Here is a 19,346-nt window from a genome sequence, read left to right as displayed (position 1 = left end):
TCGCATCCAACCCGTGATGTCAGCCCCCTCCGGTAGAAGGGTTTCATGGAAGGAACGTTCCTTCCACGGGACGGCCGCCCCGGAGGGGCGGGAGGGGCAGGGGCATGGGGTTCACGGAGTATTTCCTGTCGGGGATGATGCAGAGCTCGGCGGAGGTGCTGGGCCAGCACGGCTACGAGCACGTGAAGGCCGAGCAGCTGGCCCGGGCCGCGGGCATGTCGGTGGGCTCGCTGTACCGGCGCTACGGCAGCAAGCCGCGCTTTGCTCAAGAGGTGCGCGACTTCAGCGAGAACGTCTTCTGCCAGGACGTGGACTGGGCATACATCTGCAAGCACGGGGCGGAGGGCGTCACCTTCCGCGAGGCCTTCTTCGTCTTCTGGAACGCGATGGCGAAGTGGGCGCTGGGCAAGCCCGGCCCCTTCAGCTTCACCTTCCTGCATCCGAGGGTCCCCGGCCAGCAGGTGCCCGGCGGCGCGGCGCGGGCGCTGGTGCGCGAAGTGCTCCAGCACGGCGAGCAGGAAGCAGCGCTGAGGCCCGGCTGCGTCAGGGCGGGTGAGGCCCTGGTCTGGGGCACGCTGACGGAGCTGGCGCGGGCGTCGGCGGAGCGCAACGAGCCGGTGTACCTGGAGGACATCGCCGAGTCGGGAGAGGCCCTCTGGCTCGCCCTGGCCAGGGCCGAGGACTCCGGTGGTCCTCATGGAGGAAGCCCTCCGCCGGATTCCACGAAGTCGGAGCCACAGGCGTTGCCGCCAGGCGCAGGCGTCATGAGCGCAGCGTCTCAGCCAGAGCCACCAACGTTTGCACCCGGCGCTGGCGTCTCGGATGCAGCGCCGCAGCCAGGACTACGCACGTTCGCGACCGGCGCTGGCGTCTCGGAGGCAGCGCCGGGCGGGGACGGTTCACGGCTTCTCGGCGTACACCACCGCGTACTCGTCGCAGTTGAAGAGGTCGCTCCACTGGAGCTGATCAACAGGCGTCAGCCGGGCCTTCAGCACGTCCTGGCGGACCTTGTCGACGGTGACGGTGCCGGGCTGGCGCGCCACGGCCGCCATGCCCCGCAGCGCGACAATCGCGGTGTTGACCCCCGGGTAGACGTCCGCGGCGATGGAGTCCAGCCGACCGTTCTTGAAGCCCGCCCCCGCCAGCTCCGCGAGGTAGCGCTGCGTCGTCCAGACGTTGACCTCCGGGAAGGCAATCCGGCCGCGCCAGTAGCGGTAGCGCAGGCGGCGCCGCAGCCCCGCGCCCGACTCCCGGTCCGTCTTCATGCACATGTCCGCCATGACCAGCCGCCCTCCCGGCCGCAGCACCCGGAAGGCCTCGCGCAGGAAGTCGCTGCGCGTGCGGAAGTGCATCGCGGACTCCAGCGCGAAGACGACGCTGAACTCGTTGGCTCCGAAGGGCAGCGCCGTCGCCGAGCCCTCCAGCAGCCGGATCACCCCGTCCAGCCCCGTGAGCCGCACGCGCTCGCGGCCGATGCGCACCTGGTTCGGCGTGATGTTCACCCCGGTGATGCGCGAGGGGTGGTACTGCTCCGCCCACAGCAGGTCCTGGTCCGCGTAGCCGAAGCCGCAGTCCAGCACGGTGTCCCCGGGCCCCAGGCGCGCCGTCTTCGCCAGCAGGTGCGCCATCTGCGACTGGGCCTCCTTGAACAGCTCACCCACGCGCTCGACGTTGTTCTCGTCCACGCGCTCCACGTCGCGCCAATAGCCGAGGTTGATCCAATACGGCTCGCGCCCCGTGCGGATCTGGATCTCCTTCGGCGAGGGCATGCCGGCGACCCAGGCGCCCGTCTCGTTCGTGTAGAAGTGCTCCGGATCCGCCAGCACCGCGCTCTTGAGCTGCTTTGCCACCTTGATGACGTCGATCATCGCGCGCCTCCTCGAGTCCGGCGGCCAGCATGCCACTGGACGAGGATTTCTGGCATCGCGGGTTATACAAGGATGCGTCTGTCAACAGTTCCACAGCGGGGGAGGGCACCGGGGACACACTCCCGGTGCGCCTCCGTGACGTCCTAGAAGAACACGTGCGTGAGGCGGGCGCCGACGAAGTTGCCCTTGGTGATGCCCGACGACGCGTAGATGTCCGGCTGGAACTGGAGCATGACGGTGGTCAGCTTCTCGATGCGCAGGCCCATCGTCAGGCGCAGCGAGCTGACGGTCTGCTTCGGGGCGACCTCCACCTCGCCCACCGGTGTCTCGACGGTGCGCTGCCCGTTCCGGTCAATGTACAGCGCCGCGCCCGTGAAGAAGCTCTGGGACAGGTCCATGCCCGCCGCGAGGACGCCGCCGAGCGACGGCGACTGGCTCAACGTCAGCTTGGCGACCTCGGCGCCCGCCAGCACCGGGAACTCGTCGTTGTCCCCGTGGATGCCCACGTTGACCATCGCCTCCAGCGTGAAGGCCTTGAGGAAGCGCTGGCCCACCACGAGCTGCGGGCGCACCGTCCACCGGTTGCTGCCGATGTTCAGGAACCTGTTGCTGTCATAGCTGCCCACCGGGATGGTGACGTACGGCGTGAAGGCGAACCACGTATGGGTATTGGTCTCCGCGTCCTGGATGAGGCCGTAGCCCACCGTGGGGATGTACGTCAGGTCACCCACGCCCGAGGCCCGGAGCGCCGTCTTCGGCGCGGCCGGCGACGCCGGGTTGGCCTGGAACACCGTGACGTCCACCACCGGCATGCTGATGTCGAAGGGCACCACCACGAGCCCGCTGTCGTGCTTGAGCACGTACGTGGCGCGGAAGGCCGCCTGCGTCTGGGAGAAGTCCCGGTCACCCGAGGCGGACGCGTGGCGCAGGTACGTGTGGGCGATGACACTGCGGTTCGGCACGAAGAAACCCGCTTCGTAGTCCCGGAAATCCGCCTGTTGGGCCTGGGCGCCGGTCGCCGACACCAGAGATACGAACAGCACAGCGAGCAACACGCGATTCATGGTGAGTCTCCTCTACGGGGTCAACGTCATGTCTCGGGCCGCGCCCTCAGTAACGGAACGGCCACACCTGGAAGTACCGCTTGACTCGCAGCCACACGCCGAAAAGCCCCAGGGGCTCCAGCACCAGCACCAGCACCACCACGACGGACAGGAGCACCGTCGACTGCTGCGCGGAGGTGAGCTGGTTGACGAGGGGAATGGCGTGCCCCACCGACTCGGCGAGGGGGCTCAGGAAGGTGAAGGCCAGCGCGCCGCTCACCGCGCCGAACACCGTGCCCACCCCGCCCAGCACAATCATGGCGATGAACTGGATGGACAGGTTCAAATCAAACGGCGGCTCGACGGTGATGTACTGCTGCTGGAAGGCGAACATCGCCCCGGCGATGCCGGCCAGGAACGAGGAGACGCCGAAGGCCTGCAGCCGCGCCTGAGTCACCGCGACGCCGAGCACCTCCGCCGCGAGGTCCTGGTCTCTCACCGCCATCATCGCCCGGCCGCTGTTGGAGCGCTGCACGTTCTTCGTCAGCCACACCGTGCCGCCGGCCAGCAGCAGGAAGAGGAAGTACAGCTTCCGCTCGAAGGTGAGCACCACGGACCCCACCATCCACGTGTCGCCCATGGAGGCCGCGCTGCCGTCCGCGCCGCGGAACCACCAGTACATGGGCACCGACGTGCCGCTCAGCCCGTTCGTCACCTCCGGGTACGCGAGCAGCACGTGCTGCGTGAGGAAGACGAGCCCCAGCGTGACGATGGCCAGGTACAGCCCGCGCAGCCGCAGCGCGAAGACGCCGATGACGACGCCGACGGTGGCGGACACCACGCCCGCCAGGGGGAGGGCCAGCCAGAAGGGCCAGCCCCACTTCGTGCCCAGCGCCGCGACGGTGTACGCGCCCAGCGCGAGGAAGGCCGCGTGTCCCAGGCTCACCTGGCCCGCGAAGCCGGTGAGCACCATCAGCGCCGCCGCGCCGACGATGGCCACCAGGCCCAGGTTGCCCACGGTGAGCCAGCGCGTGCTCGCGAGCCATGGGTAGCTCAGGGCCACGGCCAGCGTCAGCACCACGCCGGCCTTCTGCCATAAGTCAGGAAAGAGCTTCAGGTCGTCTTCGTAGCGGATGACCAGGGGGCGGGTTGGCATGGCGTCGTCTCGCGGGCGTTCAGACCCGGCGCACCTCGTGCTCGCCCCACAGGCCGCGCGGCCGGAGCACGAGGAAGAGAATCATCGCGGCATAGGGGAAGACGGCGTGGAAGTTGTGACCGAAGGCGCCCAGGTGCGGGTTGACGTACGCCTGGGACAGCACCTCCAGGAGGCCCAGCATGAACGCGGCCACCACCGCGCCCACCACCGACTCCAGGCCTCCGACGATGATGGCCGGGAAGGCGCGCAGCGCCACGTAGCCCAGGTTGGAGTCCACCGAGCGGGGGAACATCCCCAGGAAGATGCCGGCCACCGCGGCCGTCGCTCCGGCGAGGAACCAGGTGAAGGCCAGCACGCGGCCTACCGGGATACCCAGTGCCAGCGACACCTCCTGGCTCTCGCTCGCCGCTCGCATCGCCACGCCCAGCGGCGTGCGCTGGACGAGCGCGTGCAAGAGGACGAGCACGGCCGCCGTCGCGCCCAGGGACACCAGTGAGGACAGGAGCACGGTGGCGTCGCCCACCTGCACCTCCGCCATGGCGTCCCAGGGCGTGGGCATGCCGCGCGTGTCCGTGCCGAAGGCGATGACGATGCCCGCGCGTAGAAGCAACCCCAGAAACAGCGTGAGGATGATGGTGGTGAAGACGGGACGGCCCACCATGCGCCGGAGCACCGTGCGCTCCAGCAGCGCGGCCAGCCCGCCGGTGAGGCACGCGGCGGCGGCGAGCGCCAGCCACCAGGGCAGCACGTCCACCAGCGCCGTCATCAGGAACGCGCCCAGGCTGAGCAACTCGCCGTGCGCGAAGTTGAAGAGCCGCGAGGCGCGGTACACCACCGAGAAGCCCAGCGCGATGAGCGCGTAGGTCGCGCCCAGGGCCAGGCCGGAGATGCTGAGCTGGAGCAACTGCGTCATTCGCGGGTCCTCGCGTACATCTCTTCCACCAGGGGAGCGTGAAGCTGGAGCACCGCCTTGCGGCGGACCTTCAGCGAGGCCGTCACCTCGCCCGCGTCCTGCGTCATCTCGCGGGGGAGGAGCCGGAACGCGCGCACCTGCTCCACGCGAGCGAGCCCCTCGTTGGCGCGGGCCACTTCCTCTTCCATCAGCTTCTTCACCTCGGGCTGCGTGGTGAGGTCCGTGTACGAGGTGAAGGGAATCCTCCGGCGCAGCGCCCAGTCCGACACCGTGTCCGCGTCGATTTGAATGAGCGCCGTGACGAAGGCCCGCCGGTCGCCAATGGCCACCGCTTCCTTGATGTACGGGCTGTTCTTCAGCGCGTTCTGGATGCGCTCGGGGGAGAGGTTCTTCCCGCCGGAGGTGATGAGGATTTCGCGCTTGCGGCCGGTGATTCGCAGGTAGCCGTCCGCGTCGATTTCGCCCACGTCACCGGTGTGCAGCCAGCCATCGTCGCGCCGCACCTCGGCGGTGGCCTCGGGCTTGTTGAGGTAGCCGAGGAAGACGTTGGAGCCGCGAATCAGCACCTCGCCGTCCTCGGCCAGCTTGCACTCCACGCCCGGCACCGGCCGCCCGACGGTGCCGATGCGCGTGGCGCCGGGGACGTTGAGGTGGCTGGTGCCCGCGCTCTCCGTCTGGCCGTAGCCCTCGTAGATGCGGACGCCCACGCTGTCGAACCAGGTGATGATGTCCGGAGAAATCGGCGCCGCGCCGGAGATGGGGTAGCGACAGCGGCGCAGCCCCAGGCGCTCTTGAAGGGGCCGGAAGATGAGCAGGTCGCCGACGAACCACGCCAGCCCGTCCCACCAGCGCCGCTGGCCATTGCGCTCGCGCTCGCGAATCCGCGCGCCCAGCTTCGTGAAGGTGTTGAAGAGGGTGCGCTTGAGCCACGAGGCGTCGCGCATCTTCACCATGATGCTCGCGTGCATCTTCTCCCAGATGCGCGGCACCCCGAGGAACACCGTGGGCGAGACTTCCGCGACGTCCGCCTGCACCGTCTCCAGCGCCTCGCCGAAGTGGACCTTCCCGCCCACCACCAGCGGCAGGAGCAGGCTGAACAGCTTCTCCGCCACGTGACACAGCGGCAGGTACGAGACGACGCTGTCCTCCGGCGTCAGGCCCATCTGCCGCACGAAGGTGGACGAGCCCTCGAGCATGTTGCGGCTGGATACCAGCGCGCCCTTGGGGTTGCCGGTGGTGCCCGACGTGTAGATGACCATCGCCGCGTCATCCGGGCTGCGCCGGGCGAGCTGCTCGCGCAGGAAGTGGGGCTCCCGCTCCGCCAGCGCGCGGCCCTCCTCCACGAAGCGCTCCCACAGCCGGAGGCGCGCATCCTGCGAGCCGCGCAGGCCTCGCGGCTCGATGACGATGACGTGCCGGACGGTGGGCGTCTCGGCGGCGACGGTGGCCACCTTGTCGTACTGCTCCTGGTCCTCGCAGATGACGACGGTGCAGCGCGCGTCGTTGAGGATGTACGCGACGTCCGGGGGCGGGTTCGTCTGGTAGATGCCCACCGTGCGCGCGCCGAGCACCTGGGTGCCCAGGTCCGCGAAGAGCCACTCCGGCCGGTTGTCGCTGAGGATGGCGACGGAGTCCCCCGCGCGCACGCCCAGCTCCCACAGCATGCGGGCCACGTGGCCCACGCACTCCAGGTACTCGCGGAAGCTCATCTCCCGCCAGATGCCCAGCCGCTTCTCGCGGAGGGCCACGGCGTGGGGACGCTCCTCCGCGTGCTTCCAGAGCTGCGCGGGAAGACTCATGGGAAGGGCCGCGCTCATGCCGCCACCGCCCCGCCCACGTAGGCACTCAAGACGCGCGTGTCGTTGCGCAGCGTGGACGGCGGCCCGTTGGCAATCACCCGGCCCCGGTCCAGCACCGTCACCTGCGTGGCCAGGTCCATCACGAAGCGCAACTCGTGGCCGATGAGGACCTGCGTCACCCCCAGCTCGTGCCGGAGGTCGAGGAGGAAGTTGGCCATGTCCTCGGTCTCCTCCTGGTTGAGGCCCGCGGTGGGCTCGTCCAGGAGCAGCAGCCTGGGCTCCATGCACAGCGCGCGGCCCAGCTCCACGCGCTTGCGGATGCCGTAGGGCAGCACCGACACGGGCATCCACCGGAAGTGCTCCAGGTTGAGGAAGTCGATGACCTCCTCGGCCTTCTCGCGGTGGCGGACCTCCTCCGCGCGCGCCCCGCGCGTCCAGAAGAGGTTGCCCACGAGTCCCGTCCGGTACCGCTGGTGCCGGCCGAGGAGGAGGTTCTCGAGCACGGTGAGGTGCTCGAACAGCGCGAGGTTCTGGAACATGCGCGCCACGCCGAGCCGGGCAATCTCCGTGGGCTCCACGCCGGTGAGGCTCTTCCCGTCCAGCGTGACGCGGCCCTCCATGTGCCGGTGGATGCCGCTGATGCAGTTGAAGAGGCTGCTCTTGCCGGCGCCGTTGGGGCCGATGACGGCGTGCAGCGCTCCCGCCTCGATGGAGAACGACACGCCGTCCAGCGCCCGCACGCCGGAGAAGGAGAGACCTACGTTGTCGAGCTCGAGCAGTGCCATGCCTCTCCTCAGGACAACCAGCGGCGCTTGCGGCGGTAGCGCTTCAGCTCGTGGTAGCCGCGCTGACCCTCGCGTCCGAAGCCCAGGTAGAACTCCTGCACGTCCGGGTCGTCCCGCAGCCGCTCCGCGGGACCGTCCAGCACCACCTTCCCCGTCTCCAGCACGTAGCCGTAGGTGGCCATCTGAAGTGCCACCCGCGCGTTCTGCTCGACGAGGAGCACGGAGACACCCTCGGCGGCGATGCGTTGGATGAGCTCCGTCACCTCGCCCACCGCCTTGGGCGACAGCCCGAGGAAGGGCTCGTCGAGCAACAGCACCCGGGGCCGCCGCATCAGCCCGCGGCAGATGGCCAGCACCTGCTGCTCGCCGCCGGACAGGTAGCCCGCCTTCTGCTTCCGCCGCTCCCTCAGCAGGGGGAAGCGGGTGAAGGCGGACTCGACGAGCTCCGCGCGCGACTTCGCGCCCATGCCGAAGCCGCCAGCGAGGAGGTTGTCCTCCACGGACAGCTCGCTGAGGATTCGGCGGCCCTCGAGAATCTGCACCACGCCTTCGCGCACCCGCGCGTCCGCGGGCAGCCGGAGCAGGTCATTGCCGGACAGCTCCACCGTGCCCTTGGTGATGGCGCCGTCGTGCAAATCCAACAGGCCGCTGATGGCGCGCAGCGCGGTGGACTTCCCGGCGCCGTTGGGGCCCAGCAGGGCAACGACTCCCTGCCGCGGCACCTCCAGGGAGATTCCCCGGAGGGCCCGCACCACCGAGTGATAGACGACCTGGAGGTTCTTGACCTGGAGGAGGGGAGGACTACTTGCTGTCATCGGCGGCCTTGGCGGGAGAGGCGTCCAGCGCCTTGGGCTTCGCGAAGCCGGAGACGACCTGCCAGGTGCCCTGGTCCATCACCGGCTTGAGGATGCGCACGGAGACGGCCGTCTCGTAGGGGAACTTCGAGAAGTCGATGGCCTCCGCCGCCATGCCGCGCGCGGTGGTGTTGAGGCCCTTGAGCGCCTTGAGGTAGCCGGCGCGCGTGACGTCCTTGGCCTCGATGGCCTTCTTCAGCGCCTCCACCTGGACGAGCCCCTGCACGTAGGAGGACAGCGTGTAGAAGTCCTTCGGCACGTCCGCGTGCTGGCCGTGCAGCGCGAGGAAGTCCTTCATGCCCGGGACGTCGTCGCCCCAGTAGGTGAGGCCGGTGGCCCAGTAGAAGTTGGTGAAGACGGGGGGAGGGATGACCTTGGGGTCGAAGAAGCGGTCCACCCAGGCCGGCGTCTGGCCCACCCAGTTGGGCATGTACTTGAGCTGCGCGGCCGTGCCGAGGATGGGGCCCGACGCGCTGGGCAGCACCGTGAGCAGCACGTAGTTGGCGCCGGATTGCTTCAGCGCGGTGACGATGGCGGCGAAGTCCTTCTGCCCCGGAGCGACCGTCTGCTGGGAGACGATGGTGACGCCGTGGTGCTTCGCGGCCTCCGTCCAGCCGTCGATGCCGTCCTTCCCGAAGTCATCCCCCTGGTAGACGATGGCGGCCTTCACCTTGTCCGCGCCGCCCGCGTGCTCCACGGCGAAGTCCATGGCCCGCATCGCCTCCAGCTTGTAGGAGGCGCCGATGGGCGGCGTGAATTGGTTGCGCGCCATCTCCGAGGACTGCGACGCGGGGAAGCACACCACGCCGTCCGCGGCCAGCTTGTCGCGCAGGGGCAGGGTGTTGGGCGTGCCGAAGCTGGTGCCGAGGAAGAGGATGCGGTCGTGGATGTCGCTGTACGCCTGCACCGCGTTCTGCGGGTTGTAGGCGTGGTCCTTCTCGACGAGCTCCAGCTTCCAGCCCTCGGGGAGCAGGCCGCTGTTGCCGGCGTTCACCTGGCGGACCAGCAGCCGCTTGCCGGCGGCGAATGGCTTGCCAATGGCAGCCCCCGGACCGCTCTCGTCATTGAGCGCGCCGATGTAGACGACCTTGTGCTCCAGGTCGACGCCCTTGTCTGTCTTGATGTCCGAAACAGGCTGTGACTGCGATTGCGAGCCTTCAGGCTTCGGCGCCGCGGTTTCTTCCTTCTTGCACGCCGTCAACCCGAGAGCCGCCGCCATGAGCCCGAGCACGAGCCGTCGCATCGCATCCTCCCCGTTGGTTTGGTGGCGGCAGCAATGCCACAGCTTTAAGTCTGTGAAAAGGTATCGCCGAATTTTTCGATGACTGTGTTTCGCAGGGCGGAACGTGAGAGTGATTTCATTGGTTGTGTTTTGCAGAGCGGAACAACCAATCAATGACACACCGCGTAGGTAACCCTGTTGCAATACCGCCAATGCCGCGAAGCTGGAAAATCACGCCGAAGTCGTTCGCGTGACTCGCTGCGTCGGGCGCGAGGAGGGAGACTCGGCGGGGCGTGCGAGGGTCGTGGTGGGCCGGGACCTGCCACGGCGTTGGTGAGGGCTGCGCTCCCGTGCGCCGGGGACCTGATGGCGCGGCAGCCGCGTTCTTGAAGCGCGCCCGCGTTGTCCTCGCCAGAGGCGGCACCCATCTTTCGTGGCAGCGGCCCCGTCGCTTCGTCTTCGCCTGGCCTCCTGGTTCCGGCCCGGCCCCTGGCGTCCAGGCTGCCGGGGAAGCCCTGAGCGGAGGCCGGAATGGATGCCGTACTCCTCGCCAAGGTCCTGGTGCTTCGGGCGCGCTTCCGAAGACGCGAGCGCTGGAGCCGGCGCCAGTTGGAGCGTCATCAGGCGGCCGCGCTGCATGAGCTGCGCGAGTACGCCTGCCGGAAGTCCCCCTTCTACCAGCGCTTCCACCGGGGGCTGGGGGACAGGCCTCTGCACGAACTCCCGGTGCTCGACAAGGCGACGCTGATGGCGCACTTCGACGAGCTCGTGACGGAACGTGAGCTTCGGCTGGCGGAGGCCGAGGCGCACGCCAGCGGTCCCCGGGCCGAGGAGAAGTTCCAGGGGCGTTACGAGCTCTCGCTCACCTCTGGCAGCACGGGCAGGCGCGGCCTGTTCTGCGCGAATCCCGCCGAGTGGGCGACCATCCTGGCCTCCTATGCCCGGGCCAATGACTGGGCAGGAATCGAGGCCGGGCTGTTCCACCCCCTGAAGATGGCGGTGGTCAGCTCGACGGTGCCCTGGCACCAGTCCGCCCGGGTGGGCGCGAGCCTGCGCAGTCCCTTCACGGACGTGAGCCGCATCGATGCGACCTGGCCGCTGCCGGAAGTCGTCTCCCGGCTCGAACGAGCGGCGCCGGAGTCGCTGGTGGCCTACGCGTCGATGGCCCGGGTGCTCGCCGAGGAGCAGCTCGCCGGGCGGTTGCACATCGCTCCGAGCGCGGTGATGTGCGCCTCCGAGGTGCTGACGGAGGAGGCGCGCCAGCGCATCCAGCGCGCCTGGGGCATCAGGCCCTTCAACGTCTACGCCGCCACCGAGACGGCGGGGGTGGCCTCGGAGTGCGAGCGCCACACGGGCCTGCACCTCTACGAGGACCTGGTCATCACGGAGGTCGTGGACGAGGACCACCGCCCGGTGCCTCCGGGCGTGTATGGCGCGAAGGTGCTCGTCACCGTGCTCTTCAGCCGCACCCAGCCCCTCATCCGGTACGCGATGAGCGACAGCGTCTGTGTCTCGACAGCCGCCTGTGAATGCGGGCGGCCTTTCAGGCTGCTCGCGGGCATCCAGGGCCGGCAGGAGGACGTGCTCCACCTGGACGCCATCCCGCGAGCACCGCCGGGCAAGGTACGGCTCATCCGGGCGCTGCGCGCTCCTGCCCTCGCGTCGGAGTGAAGTGCATGTGTGGCGATGGCCGGGACGCGAAGGCGCGTCGCAATTCGTGCGCTTTCGTCGTCACTCACGCATTTCGTGCGTTCCCGCGGCGGATGCGCTTTGTGCCTCCAGGGGGTGGCGTTTAAGGTCGCCGAGGCTCGCCGCCCCAGCGCTTCCCCGCCGCGTCCCTCCCGGCTCCTTCTTCGCTCAGCTGGCACTGGGACTGCAGCGGAGGGGTGTCATGGAGACGACGCTCGACGGCCAGGCGCATCCCCGGGCAATGACGGGCCTCACGCCGGGGGTTGCCGCGCGAGGACTCCGCGAGCGGGCGCCCCGTGAAACCCGGCGGGCCGCGACCCACGCTCCGCCGCGCTTCCTCCGGGACGTGCGGACACCCACCGTTTGAAGAGACCATGGTTCCGCTCCTGCTCGTCACGCTGGTCGCCGCGGCTCCCGATGCACCTGCCCCCATGGAGATGGAGGCGCTGCTGGCCGAGGTCGCCGCGCGCGCACCGCAGGTGCAGGCCCAGCAGGCCTCGGTGGAGGTGGCGCGCTCGCGTATAGCCGTGGAGGGGGCCTGGGAGGACCCCACGGTGGAGCTGATGGCCGAGAGCATTCCCCTGCGGAGCGGGGAGGATGCGCCGATGCCCATGCTCACCTGGACCTTCACCCAGCCGCTCAACGTCTTCGGGCGCCGACGGCTGGCCAAGGAGGCGGCACGGGCGCAGCTCCAGGCCGAGCAGGCGCGCTCGCGCCGGGTGGGCTGGGACGCGCGCACGCAGGCGGTGGAGGTCTTCCTGGAGCTGTGGATGAACCAGGAGATGCGCGCGCTGCTGGACCGGCAGGTTGCCACCCTGGAGCGGATGAAGGACGCCGCGAAGGCCCGCTACGTCGCGGGGATGATGATGGGGCACCACGACTTCCTGCGTGCCCAGGCGGAGCTGGCAACGATGGCGGCCGAGAAGGCTTCGCTGGACAGCGAGCGGGAGGCCCTGGGCGCCATGCTCAATGCGCTTCGCGGACATCGCCTCGATGAACCCGTGGGCGCGGTGGTGCTGCCCGAGCGCAAGCCCCTGCCGGACGTGGAAGCGCTGCTCGCGCGCACGGAGGAGCGCCCGGAGCTGGAGGCGATGCGGTGGATGCGCGCGGAGATGGAGACCCGCCGCACGCTGGCTGAGCGCATGTATCTGCCCATGCCCATGGTGTCTGGCTTCTATGAACAGCGCTTCAGCGGCATGCCGGACTCGGTGGGAGGAATCATCGGCTTCACCGTCCCGCTGTGGTGGTTCGACCGGCAGCGCAATGAGGTGCACATGGCCGAGGCCATGGTGCAGCGCACGCAGCGGGAGCTGGACGCCATGGAGGTGATGACGCGCACGGACCTGCGCATGGCATGGAGCCGGGCGCGCGCGGCGGATTTGACGCTCCAGGCGCTGGAGGACACCGCGCTGCCCCGCATGCGCGAGACGGTGGCCGCGAGCGAGTCCGCGTACGTCAGCGGCTCGGCGGACTTCCTGTCGCTGCTGGAGGCCACCATGGCCCGCCAGCGGCTGGAGGCGACCCGTTTGCAGGCGGTGGCCCGGCGGGAGGCCGCCCGCTACGAGCTGGAGCGGCTGTTGGGGGCATCCCTCGCCCCGGAGGAGAAGCGATGAAGGCGCTTTGCGCGGTGCTGCTGCTCCTCGCCAGTGGCCCACTGCTGGCCTGGCAGGGACATGCCGGGCACGGGCCTCCGCCGCCCCAGGCGGAGCAGGGGGCACCCGCGCCGCGGCGTCCGTCCGCGCCTCCGGGCGGCCATGAGGGGCATGCACGCGAGACGCCCGGAGGCGTGCCGGAGGGCTACGCGGAGGTGCAGGTGTCCGCCGAGCGCCAGCAGCTCATCGGCCTCAAGGTGGCGAAGGCCGAGCGCGGGACGCTCACCGGCACGGTGCGCGCCTCCGCCATCATCCAGGCCGACGAGACGCGCGAGGCGCACGTGCACTCCAAGTTGATGGGCTGGGTGCAGGAGCTGTTCGTCAACGCGGTGGGCCAGCCGGTGAAGAAGGGCCAGCCGCTGTACTCGCTGTACTCGCAGGAGCTGTACGCCGCGCAGCAGGAGTACCTGCGCGCGAAGGCCACCAACGCGGAGCTGGCCGCCGCCGCGCGGGCCCGGCTGCGGCTGTGGGACGTGCCCGAGGAGCAGGTGAAGCGAATCGAGCGCGACGGGCCGCAGAAGGCCGTCGTCTTCCGCTCGCCCATCGACGGCACCGTCATCGAGAAGCAGGTGCTGGCGGGGCACTACGTGGAGCCGGAGATGCTCCTCTACCGCATCGCCGACCTGTCGCGCGTCTGGGTGGTGGCGGACGTGTACGAGTTCGAGGTGAACCGGTTGGAGCGCAACGGGCTGGCGCGCGTGGAGGTGCAGGGCGTGGCCGAGCCGGTGCAGGCCCGCGTCGACTCCGTCTACCCCACGGTGGACCCGGTGAGCCGCACGGTGAAGGTGCGCCTCGTGGTGCCCAACCCGGAGGGCGTGCTGCGCCCCGGAAGCTTCGCCACCGTGGAGCTGCCCACGCAGGCCACCGACGCGCTGTGGGTGCCCGATGAGGCGGTGGTGAACACCGGCACGCGGCAGGTCGTCTACGTGTCGCTCGGGCAGGGCCGCTTCCGTCCCACGCTGGTGAAGGTGGGGCGCCGCGCGAAGGACCGCGTGGAGATTCGCGAAGGGCTCTCCGAAGGGCAGGCGGTGGTGGTCAGCGCCCAGTTCCTCATCGACAGCGAGAGCCGGCTGCGCGGCACCTCGCAGCCCACCGGACACGGGGGCCACTGATGTTCGAGCGCTTCGTCGAAGGGTGCGCCCGCAGACGCGGGCTGATGGTGGCGCTCGCCCTGCTGCTGGCCGTGCTGGGCGCGCTGTCGCTGAAGGCGAGCCCGCTGGATGCGATTCCCGACCTGACCGACCCGCAGGTCATCGTCTTCACCGAGTGGATGGGCCGCGCGCCCCAGCTGGTGGAGGACCAGGTGACGTACCCGCTGGTGACGAGCTTCGTCTCGGCCCCGCGGGTGAAGGCGGTGCGCGGCTTCTCCATGTTCGGGATGAGCTTCGTCTACGTCGTCTTCGAGGACGGCACCGACCCGTACTGGGCCCGCAGCCGCGTGCTGGAGTACCTGGCCAAGGTGTCCGGTCAGCTCCCGTCCGGAGCCACGCCCACGCTGGGGCCGGACGCCACCGGCAGCGGCTGGGTGTTCATGTACACGCTGGAGGACCGCAGCGGGCGGCACGACCTGCAGGAGCTGCGAGCGTTCCAGGACTTCAGCCTCCGCTACGCGCTGGCCCAGGTGCCGGGCGTGGCCGAGGTGGCCTCGGTGGGCGGCTACGAGAAGCAGTACCAGGTGGTGGTGGACCCGGTGCGACTGGCCGCCTACGGCGTCAGCCTGCCGGAGGTGACGCAGGCGGTGCAGGCGAGCAACCGCGACGTGGGCGGGCGCGTCATCGAGTGGGGCGGCCGCGAGTACGTCTTCCGGGGACTGGGCTACGTGAAATCCCGCGAGGACCTGGAGCAGGTGGTGGTGAAGCAGAGCCCCTCGGGCACGCCGGTCCGCATCCAGGAGCTGGGCCGGGTGGAGATTGGCGCCGACATCCGCCGGGGTCTGCTGGAGTGGAACGGGGAAGGGGAGACGGTGGGCGGCATCGTGGTGATGCGCACCGGGCAGAACGCGCTGGACGTCATCGACGCGGTGAAGGCCCGCTTGAAGGAATTGGAACCATCCCTGCCCGAGGGAGTGACGGTGCGCGTCGGGTATGATCGCTCGGAGCTCATCCGCGAGGCGGTGGCCACCCTGCGCGAGGCTCTCACCGAGGAGATGGTGGTGGTGCTCCTCTTCATCGCGCTGTTCCTCATGCACTTCCGCAGCGCGCTGGTGGCCATCGTCACGCTGCCGGTGGCGGTGCTCACGTCCTTCATCGCCACGTACCTCACCGGCGTGACGCTCAACATCATGTCGCTGGGCGGCATCATCATCGCCATCGGCGACATGGTGGATGCCACGGTGGTGATGGTGGAGAACGCACACCGCAAGCTGGAGCAGGAGGGCAGCCGCCGGCCACGCGAGGAAATCATCATCGACGCGGCGAAGGAGCTGGCGCGGCCCGTGTTCAGCTCGCTGCTCATCATCGCGGTGAGCTTCCTGCCCGTCTTCGCCCTCCAGGCCCAGGAGGGACGGCTCTTCCATCCGCTTGCGTACACGAAGACGTTCGCCATGACGGCGGCGGCGGTGCTGAGCGTCACCGTGGGGCCGGCGCTGATGGTGCTGTTCATCCGGGGCCGCATCCGCCCGGAGGCGTCCAACCCCGTCAACCGGGCCGCCATCGCCGCCTATCGGCCCGTGCTCGGACTCGTGTTGAGACATCGGGGCGTGGTGCTCGCCGTGGCGGCCCTGTTGGTGCTGGCCACTGCATGGCCCTTCTACCGCCTGGGCTCGGAGTTCATGCCGCCGCTGGACGAAGGGTCCTTCCTCTTCATGCCGGTGACGCTGCCCAACATCTCCATCGAGGAGGCGAAGCAGGTCATCCAGCTCCAGGACCGCATCATCAAGTCCTTCCCCGAGGTGGAGTCGGTGCTGGGCAAGGCCGGGCGCGCGGAGACGGCCACGGACCCGGCGCCGCTCTCCATGTTCGAGACGGTGATTGTCCTCAAGCCGCGCTCGCAGTGGCGCGAGGGGATGACGCGCGAGAAGCTGGAGGCGGAGCTGATGAAGGCGCTGGAGCTGCCCGGCCTCCAGAACGCGCTCACCATGCCCATCCGCGCCCGGGTGGACATGCTCACCACCGGCATCCGCACCCCCGTCGGCGTGAAGATTTTCGGCGACGACCTGGCCCGCAACGAGGAGGTGGGCCGGCAGGTCGAAGCGCGGCTGAGGGATGTGCCGGGAACGCGCAGCGTCTTCGCCGACCGCGAGACGCTGGGCGCGTACATCGACTTCATCCCGGACCGGCGGGCGCTCGCGCGCTACGGGCTCCAGGTGACGGACGTGATGAACCAGGTGGAGACGGCCATTGGCGGCATGGTGGTGGACCAGACCATCGAGGGCCGCCAGCGCTTCACCGTCAACGTGCGCTACCCGAGGGAGCTGCGCACGGACCTCGCCTCGCTGGAGCGCGTGCTGGTGCCGGTGCGGGCGGGCGCAGGCGCGGGGCAGGGCGGCGGAATGGCGGGAATGGGCGGCGTGACAGGGGGAATGACCACGGGACCGGTGGCCACCCAGGTGCCGCTCGCTCAGCTCGGACGGTTCGAGGTGCGCAGCGGCCCGCCGATGATCAAGGACGAGAACGCGTCGTTGGTGAGCTACGTCTTCGTGGACACGAGTGATTCCGACCTCGGCGGGTACGTGGACCGGGCCAAGGCGGCGGTGGCCGACCTGAAGCTGCCCGCCGGTTACCGGCTCCAGTGGACGGGCCAGTACGAGTTCCTGGAGCGCATCCGCGAGCGGATGACGTACCTCATCCCGCTGACGCTGCTGCTCGTCGTGGGCCTGCTGTACTTCGAGTTCGGCAGCCTGTCGCTCACGCTGCTCGTCATGCTGTCGGTGCCCTTCGCAATGGTGGGCAGCCTCTGGCTGCTGTACGCGCTGGGCTTCAACACCAGCGTGGCGGTCTGGGTGGGGATGATTGCCCTCATCGGCATCGCGGCGGAGACCGCGTCGGTGATGGTCATCTATCTGGAGGAGGCGTGGCAGCGCTGGACGCGGGAGGGGCGCATCTCGGGGCCAGCGGACCTGGTGCCGTGCGCGCTGGACGGCGCGGTGCTGCGGGTGCGTCCCTTGCTGATGACGGTGGGGATGAACCTCGTGGGCCTGGCGCCGGTGATGCTCTCTCGGGGAACAGGCGCGGACGTGATGCGGCGCATCGCCGCGCCCATGGTGGGCGGGCTCGTGTCGCTCACGCTGCTGACGCTGGTCATCGTCCCGGTGGCCTATGTGAGCCTGCGAGCCCGGGGGCTTCGCCGGCACGGGAGCCCGTGAACGCCATGTCTGAACCCTTGCGTGCCCTCATCACCCGCTGGCGGGAAGACGCCGGCGGGACGTACCGCTCCTGGTTCCTGTGGGAGGAGCGCCTGAAGAACTTCCGCTCCATCCGCCGCGGTCTGGAGACGGTGGTGGAGGAAGTCGAGAAGGGAACCTTTGGCAATGTCTACAAGGGCTCGTCGCTGGAGACGGTGGTGGGCTCGGTGGCCGAGCAGCGGCAGATCTTCAAGGGGGCTGACCACGCCTTCTTGTGGAAGCCCAAGCTGCGCATCCCGGACATCTACGAGTCGCCGGAGAACCAGCGTGCCTTCGGGCGCTTCCTGTCCGCGTGCGCCTGCTGTGATGACGGCGAGGCACGGGTGGCGGCCATCCGTGCGCTCGACGCGCGGAGAATGGCGCTCGGCTACGACGTGTGGGTGGCCGCCAATGACCGCGGGCGGCGCTGTGGTACGGGGCTGCTCGGGGATGGGTGTCTCGCGGAGCTGCCGCATCCCGTGACCTTGGCACCTGAGAGGCGCAAGCCGCGGGCTCCGGTGCACCAGCTCTCAACCACCGGCTACCCGTGCGCCCCAAGCCACAATGCCGGTCAGATAGCCGGAAAAGCGCAGAGATTCCGCTGGGTTGCTCAGGCTTGGAGCGAGGGGCAGGAGTGTGCAGGGTTGGGCGAAGGAGGAGTCGATGCCCAGCCCGCTCGTCGCCGCGTTGCCTGAGATACTGGCGTTCACCCCCGAGGCGTTCGCCCACCTCGGCGCCCACATGAAGCCGGAATGGTTCTTCGAAGCGCTGGCCGCTGGTGCCGGCGGCGAAGAAGGCCGGGCCCAGATGCGCAGGCGCAAGTTGCCGGTGGACCGAGCGCTCTGGCTGGCCATCGGGATGGGCCTGTTTCGGGACCGCTCCATTCAGGAAGTGGTGCAGCACCTGGACCTGGCCCTGGTGCGCCCGGGGCCGCGCTCGGGGGTGGCGAAAAGCGCCATTGTTCAAGCGCGACAGCGACTGGGTGTCGAGCCGGCGCAGCATCTGTTCGAGCTGACGGGACACGCGTGGGGACACGCCAGTGCCGAGCAAGACCGGTGGAGAGGCTTGAGCCTGTATGGCTTGGATGGGGTGTGCCTGCGAGTGGCGGATACGCCGCAGAATGAAGCGGCCTTTGGCAGGCCCGGCAGTGCCCGCAGCGGCTCGGGCTACCCTCAAGTGCGGATGGTGGGGCTGATGGCCCTGCGCTCGCACGTGCTGGCGGGGCTGAGTGTCGGAGGTATCAAGGAGAGCGAGCATGCGCTGGTGACGCCACTGTGGGAGCGCATCCCCGACCATTCCTTGAGCATCCTCGACCGGAATTTTCTGTCCTGGGGGCCGCTGTACCGACTGCACCAAGGAGGCCAGGAGCGCCATTGGCTGCTGAGGACCAAGTCCAACCTGAAATGGAAGACGCTCCAGAAGCTGGGGCCCGGGGATGAGCGGGTGGAAATCAAGACTCCCAAGCGCCTGCGCGAAGAATGCCCCGACATGCCTGAAACGATTCAGGCGCGCGTGGTGAAGTATCAGGTAAAAGGCTACCGGCCTCAGCGCCTCATTACCTCCATGCTCGACCCCGAGCGCTTTCCGGCCTCGGAGCTTGCCGCCCTGTACCACGAGCGATGGGAGATTGAACTGGGGTACGACGAACTCAAGACGCACATGCTCGAGCGGGAAGAAGCCCTCCGAAGCAAACACCCCGAGGGCGTCCGCCAGGAGATTGCTGGCATTGCCATCGCCTACAACCTGGTGCGCAAGGAGATGGAACGGGTGGCGCGGGAGCTGAACGTGCCGCCCATCCGTATCAGCTTCCGTCACGCATTGATGCTCATCCGCAACTTCTGCCTCGCTGCGTGGGATACCTCTCCTGGTGTCCTGCCTAGTCGACTGGGTGAACTCGACAGCGAGCTCCGGCTTCTCGTCCTGCCGCAGCGCAGACCGGAGCGCCGCTACAAGCGGCATGTCAAAGTCAAGATGAGCAACTTCCCGCGCAACCGCGGAAAGTCGGCCCCTGCCGCGTAATCTGACCGGCATTGCCCCAAGCCAG

The 19,346-nt window shown here is 69.1% G+C and carries 15 protein-coding genes and 1 pseudogene; 7 read left to right on the top strand and 9 right to left on the bottom strand.

The genetic code is table 11. The features are described from left to right. Positions 1-104: 104 nt before the first annotated feature. Positions 105-203, top strand: a pseudogene (locus ACVTJA_RS31790) (hypothetical protein); the annotation flags it as partial. Between the two features lie 62 nt (positions 204-265). Here the strand turns inward: ACVTJA_RS31790 and ACVTJA_RS31785 are convergent. The 9 genes from ACVTJA_RS31785 to ACVTJA_RS31745 all read right to left on the bottom strand — a co-directional run bounded on the left by ACVTJA_RS31785 (position 266) and on the right by ACVTJA_RS31745 (position 9,661). Further along, a complete protein-coding gene (locus ACVTJA_RS31785) occupies positions 266-430 on the bottom strand; it encodes a hypothetical protein (RefSeq protein WP_465825286.1) in 165 nt (54 codons plus the stop codon). A 469-nt stretch (positions 431-899) separates the two neighbouring features. Next, positions 900-1,868, bottom strand: a complete 969-nt coding sequence (locus ACVTJA_RS31780) for an SAM-dependent methyltransferase (protein WP_465825285.1) — start codon at positions 1,866-1,868, stop codon at positions 900-902. A 143-nt stretch (positions 1,869-2,011) separates the two neighbouring features. Further along, entirely contained in the window at positions 2,012-2,932 is a 921-nt protein-coding gene (locus ACVTJA_RS31775; RefSeq protein WP_465825284.1) for a transporter, read from the bottom strand. Between the two features lie 46 nt (positions 2,933-2,978). After that, positions 2,979-3,992, bottom strand: a complete 1,014-nt coding sequence (locus tag ACVTJA_RS31770; RefSeq protein WP_465825282.1) for a branched-chain amino acid ABC transporter permease — start codon at positions 3,990-3,992, stop codon at positions 2,979-2,981. 94 nt (positions 3,993-4,086) lie between these two features. Next, the gene (locus tag ACVTJA_RS31765; RefSeq protein ID WP_465825281.1) at positions 4,087-4,980 is read right to left on the bottom strand and encodes a branched-chain amino acid ABC transporter permease; all 894 of its coding nucleotides are present in this window, start codon (positions 4,978-4,980) and stop codon (positions 4,087-4,089) included. Next, positions 4,977-6,779, bottom strand: a complete 1,803-nt coding sequence (locus ACVTJA_RS31760; protein WP_465825280.1) for an AMP-dependent synthetase/ligase — start codon at positions 6,777-6,779, stop codon at positions 4,977-4,979. The genes ACVTJA_RS31765 and ACVTJA_RS31760 overlap by 4 nt, the downstream gene beginning before the upstream one ends. A gap of 14 nt (positions 6,780-6,793) precedes the next feature. After that, a complete protein-coding gene (locus ACVTJA_RS31755) occupies positions 6,794-7,564 on the bottom strand; it encodes an ABC transporter ATP-binding protein (RefSeq protein ID WP_465825279.1) in 771 nt (256 codons plus the stop codon). Between the two features lie 8 nt (positions 7,565-7,572). Further along, the gene (locus tag ACVTJA_RS31750; protein ID WP_465825278.1) at positions 7,573-8,379 is read right to left on the bottom strand and encodes an ABC transporter ATP-binding protein; all 807 of its coding nucleotides are present in this window, start codon (positions 8,377-8,379) and stop codon (positions 7,573-7,575) included. Beyond that, on the bottom strand, positions 8,366-9,661 hold the full coding sequence (locus ACVTJA_RS31745; RefSeq protein WP_465825276.1) for an ABC transporter substrate-binding protein: 1,296 nt from the start codon (positions 9,659-9,661) through the stop codon (positions 8,366-8,368). Before ACVTJA_RS31745 ends, ACVTJA_RS31750 begins: the two co-directional genes overlap by 14 nt. A 510-nt stretch (positions 9,662-10,171) precedes the next feature. Between ACVTJA_RS31745 and ACVTJA_RS31740 the strand changes: the two genes are divergently transcribed. From ACVTJA_RS31740 to ACVTJA_RS31715, 6 genes are all read left to right on the top strand, one after another. Further along, a complete protein-coding gene (locus ACVTJA_RS31740; protein ID WP_465825274.1) occupies positions 10,172-11,311 on the top strand; it encodes a hypothetical protein in 1,140 nt (379 codons plus the stop codon). A 524-nt stretch (positions 11,312-11,835) separates the two neighbouring features. Then, on the top strand, positions 11,836-12,942 hold the full coding sequence (locus ACVTJA_RS31735; protein ID WP_465825273.1) for a TolC family protein: 1,107 nt from the start codon (positions 11,836-11,838) through the stop codon (positions 12,940-12,942). Next, positions 12,939-14,093 carry an efflux RND transporter periplasmic adaptor subunit gene (locus ACVTJA_RS31730; RefSeq protein WP_465825272.1) on the top strand — a complete coding sequence of 385 codons (1,155 nt, stop codon included), beginning with the start codon at positions 12,939-12,941 and terminating at the stop codon, positions 14,091-14,093. Before ACVTJA_RS31735 ends, ACVTJA_RS31730 begins: the two co-directional genes overlap by 4 nt. Continuing rightward, positions 14,093-17,284 carry an efflux RND transporter permease subunit gene (locus ACVTJA_RS31725; protein ID WP_465825270.1) on the top strand — a complete coding sequence of 1,064 codons (3,192 nt, stop codon included), beginning with the start codon at positions 14,093-14,095 and terminating at the stop codon, positions 17,282-17,284. Before ACVTJA_RS31730 ends, ACVTJA_RS31725 begins: the two co-directional genes overlap by 1 nt. Before the next feature lie 5 nt (positions 17,285-17,289). Then, complete coding sequence (locus ACVTJA_RS31720; protein ID WP_465825269.1) at positions 17,290-17,997, top strand: hypothetical protein; 708 nt, start codon at positions 17,290-17,292, stop codon at positions 17,995-17,997. Continuing rightward, positions 17,966-19,321, top strand: coding sequence for an IS4 family transposase (locus ACVTJA_RS31715; RefSeq protein WP_465825267.1), 1,356 nt, complete (start codon positions 17,966-17,968; stop codon positions 19,319-19,321). The genes ACVTJA_RS31720 and ACVTJA_RS31715 overlap by 32 nt, the downstream gene beginning before the upstream one ends. Positions 19,322-19,346: the final 25 nt, after the last annotated feature.

This window comes from Pyxidicoccus sp. M6 (assembly GCF_055568925.1).
The sequence above is the reverse complement of the archived record's forward strand: the minus strand, read 5'-3'. Positions and strand labels throughout refer to the sequence as shown.

Excerpts from the sequence above, each read along its gene's own strand:
- ACVTJA_RS31760 (WP_465825280.1), bottom strand. The coding sequence starts at position 6,779 with ATGAGTCTTCCCGCGCAGCTCTGGAAGCACGCGGAGGAGCGTCCCCAC.
- ACVTJA_RS31730 (WP_465825272.1), top strand. The coding sequence starts at position 12,939 with ATGAAGGCGCTTTGCGCGGTGCTGCTGCTCCTCGCCAGTGGCCCACTG.
- ACVTJA_RS31745 (WP_465825276.1), bottom strand. The coding sequence starts at position 9,661 with ATGCGACGGCTCGTGCTCGGGCTCATGGCGGCGGCTCTCGGGTTGACG.
- ACVTJA_RS31750 (WP_465825278.1), bottom strand. The coding sequence starts at position 8,379 with ATGACAGCAAGTAGTCCTCCCCTCCTCCAGGTCAAGAACCTCCAGGTC.
- ACVTJA_RS31765 (WP_465825281.1), bottom strand. The coding sequence starts at position 4,980 with ATGACGCAGTTGCTCCAGCTCAGCATCTCCGGCCTGGCCCTGGGCGCG.
- ACVTJA_RS31715 (WP_465825267.1), top strand. The coding sequence starts at position 17,966 with ATGCCCAGCCCGCTCGTCGCCGCGTTGCCTGAGATACTGGCGTTCACC.
- ACVTJA_RS31720 (WP_465825269.1), top strand. The coding sequence starts at position 17,290 with ATGTCTGAACCCTTGCGTGCCCTCATCACCCGCTGGCGGGAAGACGCC.
- ACVTJA_RS31775 (WP_465825284.1), bottom strand. The coding sequence starts at position 2,932 with ATGAATCGCGTGTTGCTCGCTGTGCTGTTCGTATCTCTGGTGTCGGCG.
- ACVTJA_RS31755 (WP_465825279.1), bottom strand. The coding sequence starts at position 7,564 with ATGGCACTGCTCGAGCTCGACAACGTAGGTCTCTCCTTCTCCGGCGTG.
- ACVTJA_RS31740 (WP_465825274.1), top strand. The coding sequence starts at position 10,172 with ATGGATGCCGTACTCCTCGCCAAGGTCCTGGTGCTTCGGGCGCGCTTC.
- ACVTJA_RS31725 (WP_465825270.1), top strand. The coding sequence starts at position 14,093 with ATGTTCGAGCGCTTCGTCGAAGGGTGCGCCCGCAGACGCGGGCTGATG.
- ACVTJA_RS31780 (WP_465825285.1), bottom strand. The coding sequence starts at position 1,868 with ATGATCGACGTCATCAAGGTGGCAAAGCAGCTCAAGAGCGCGGTGCTG.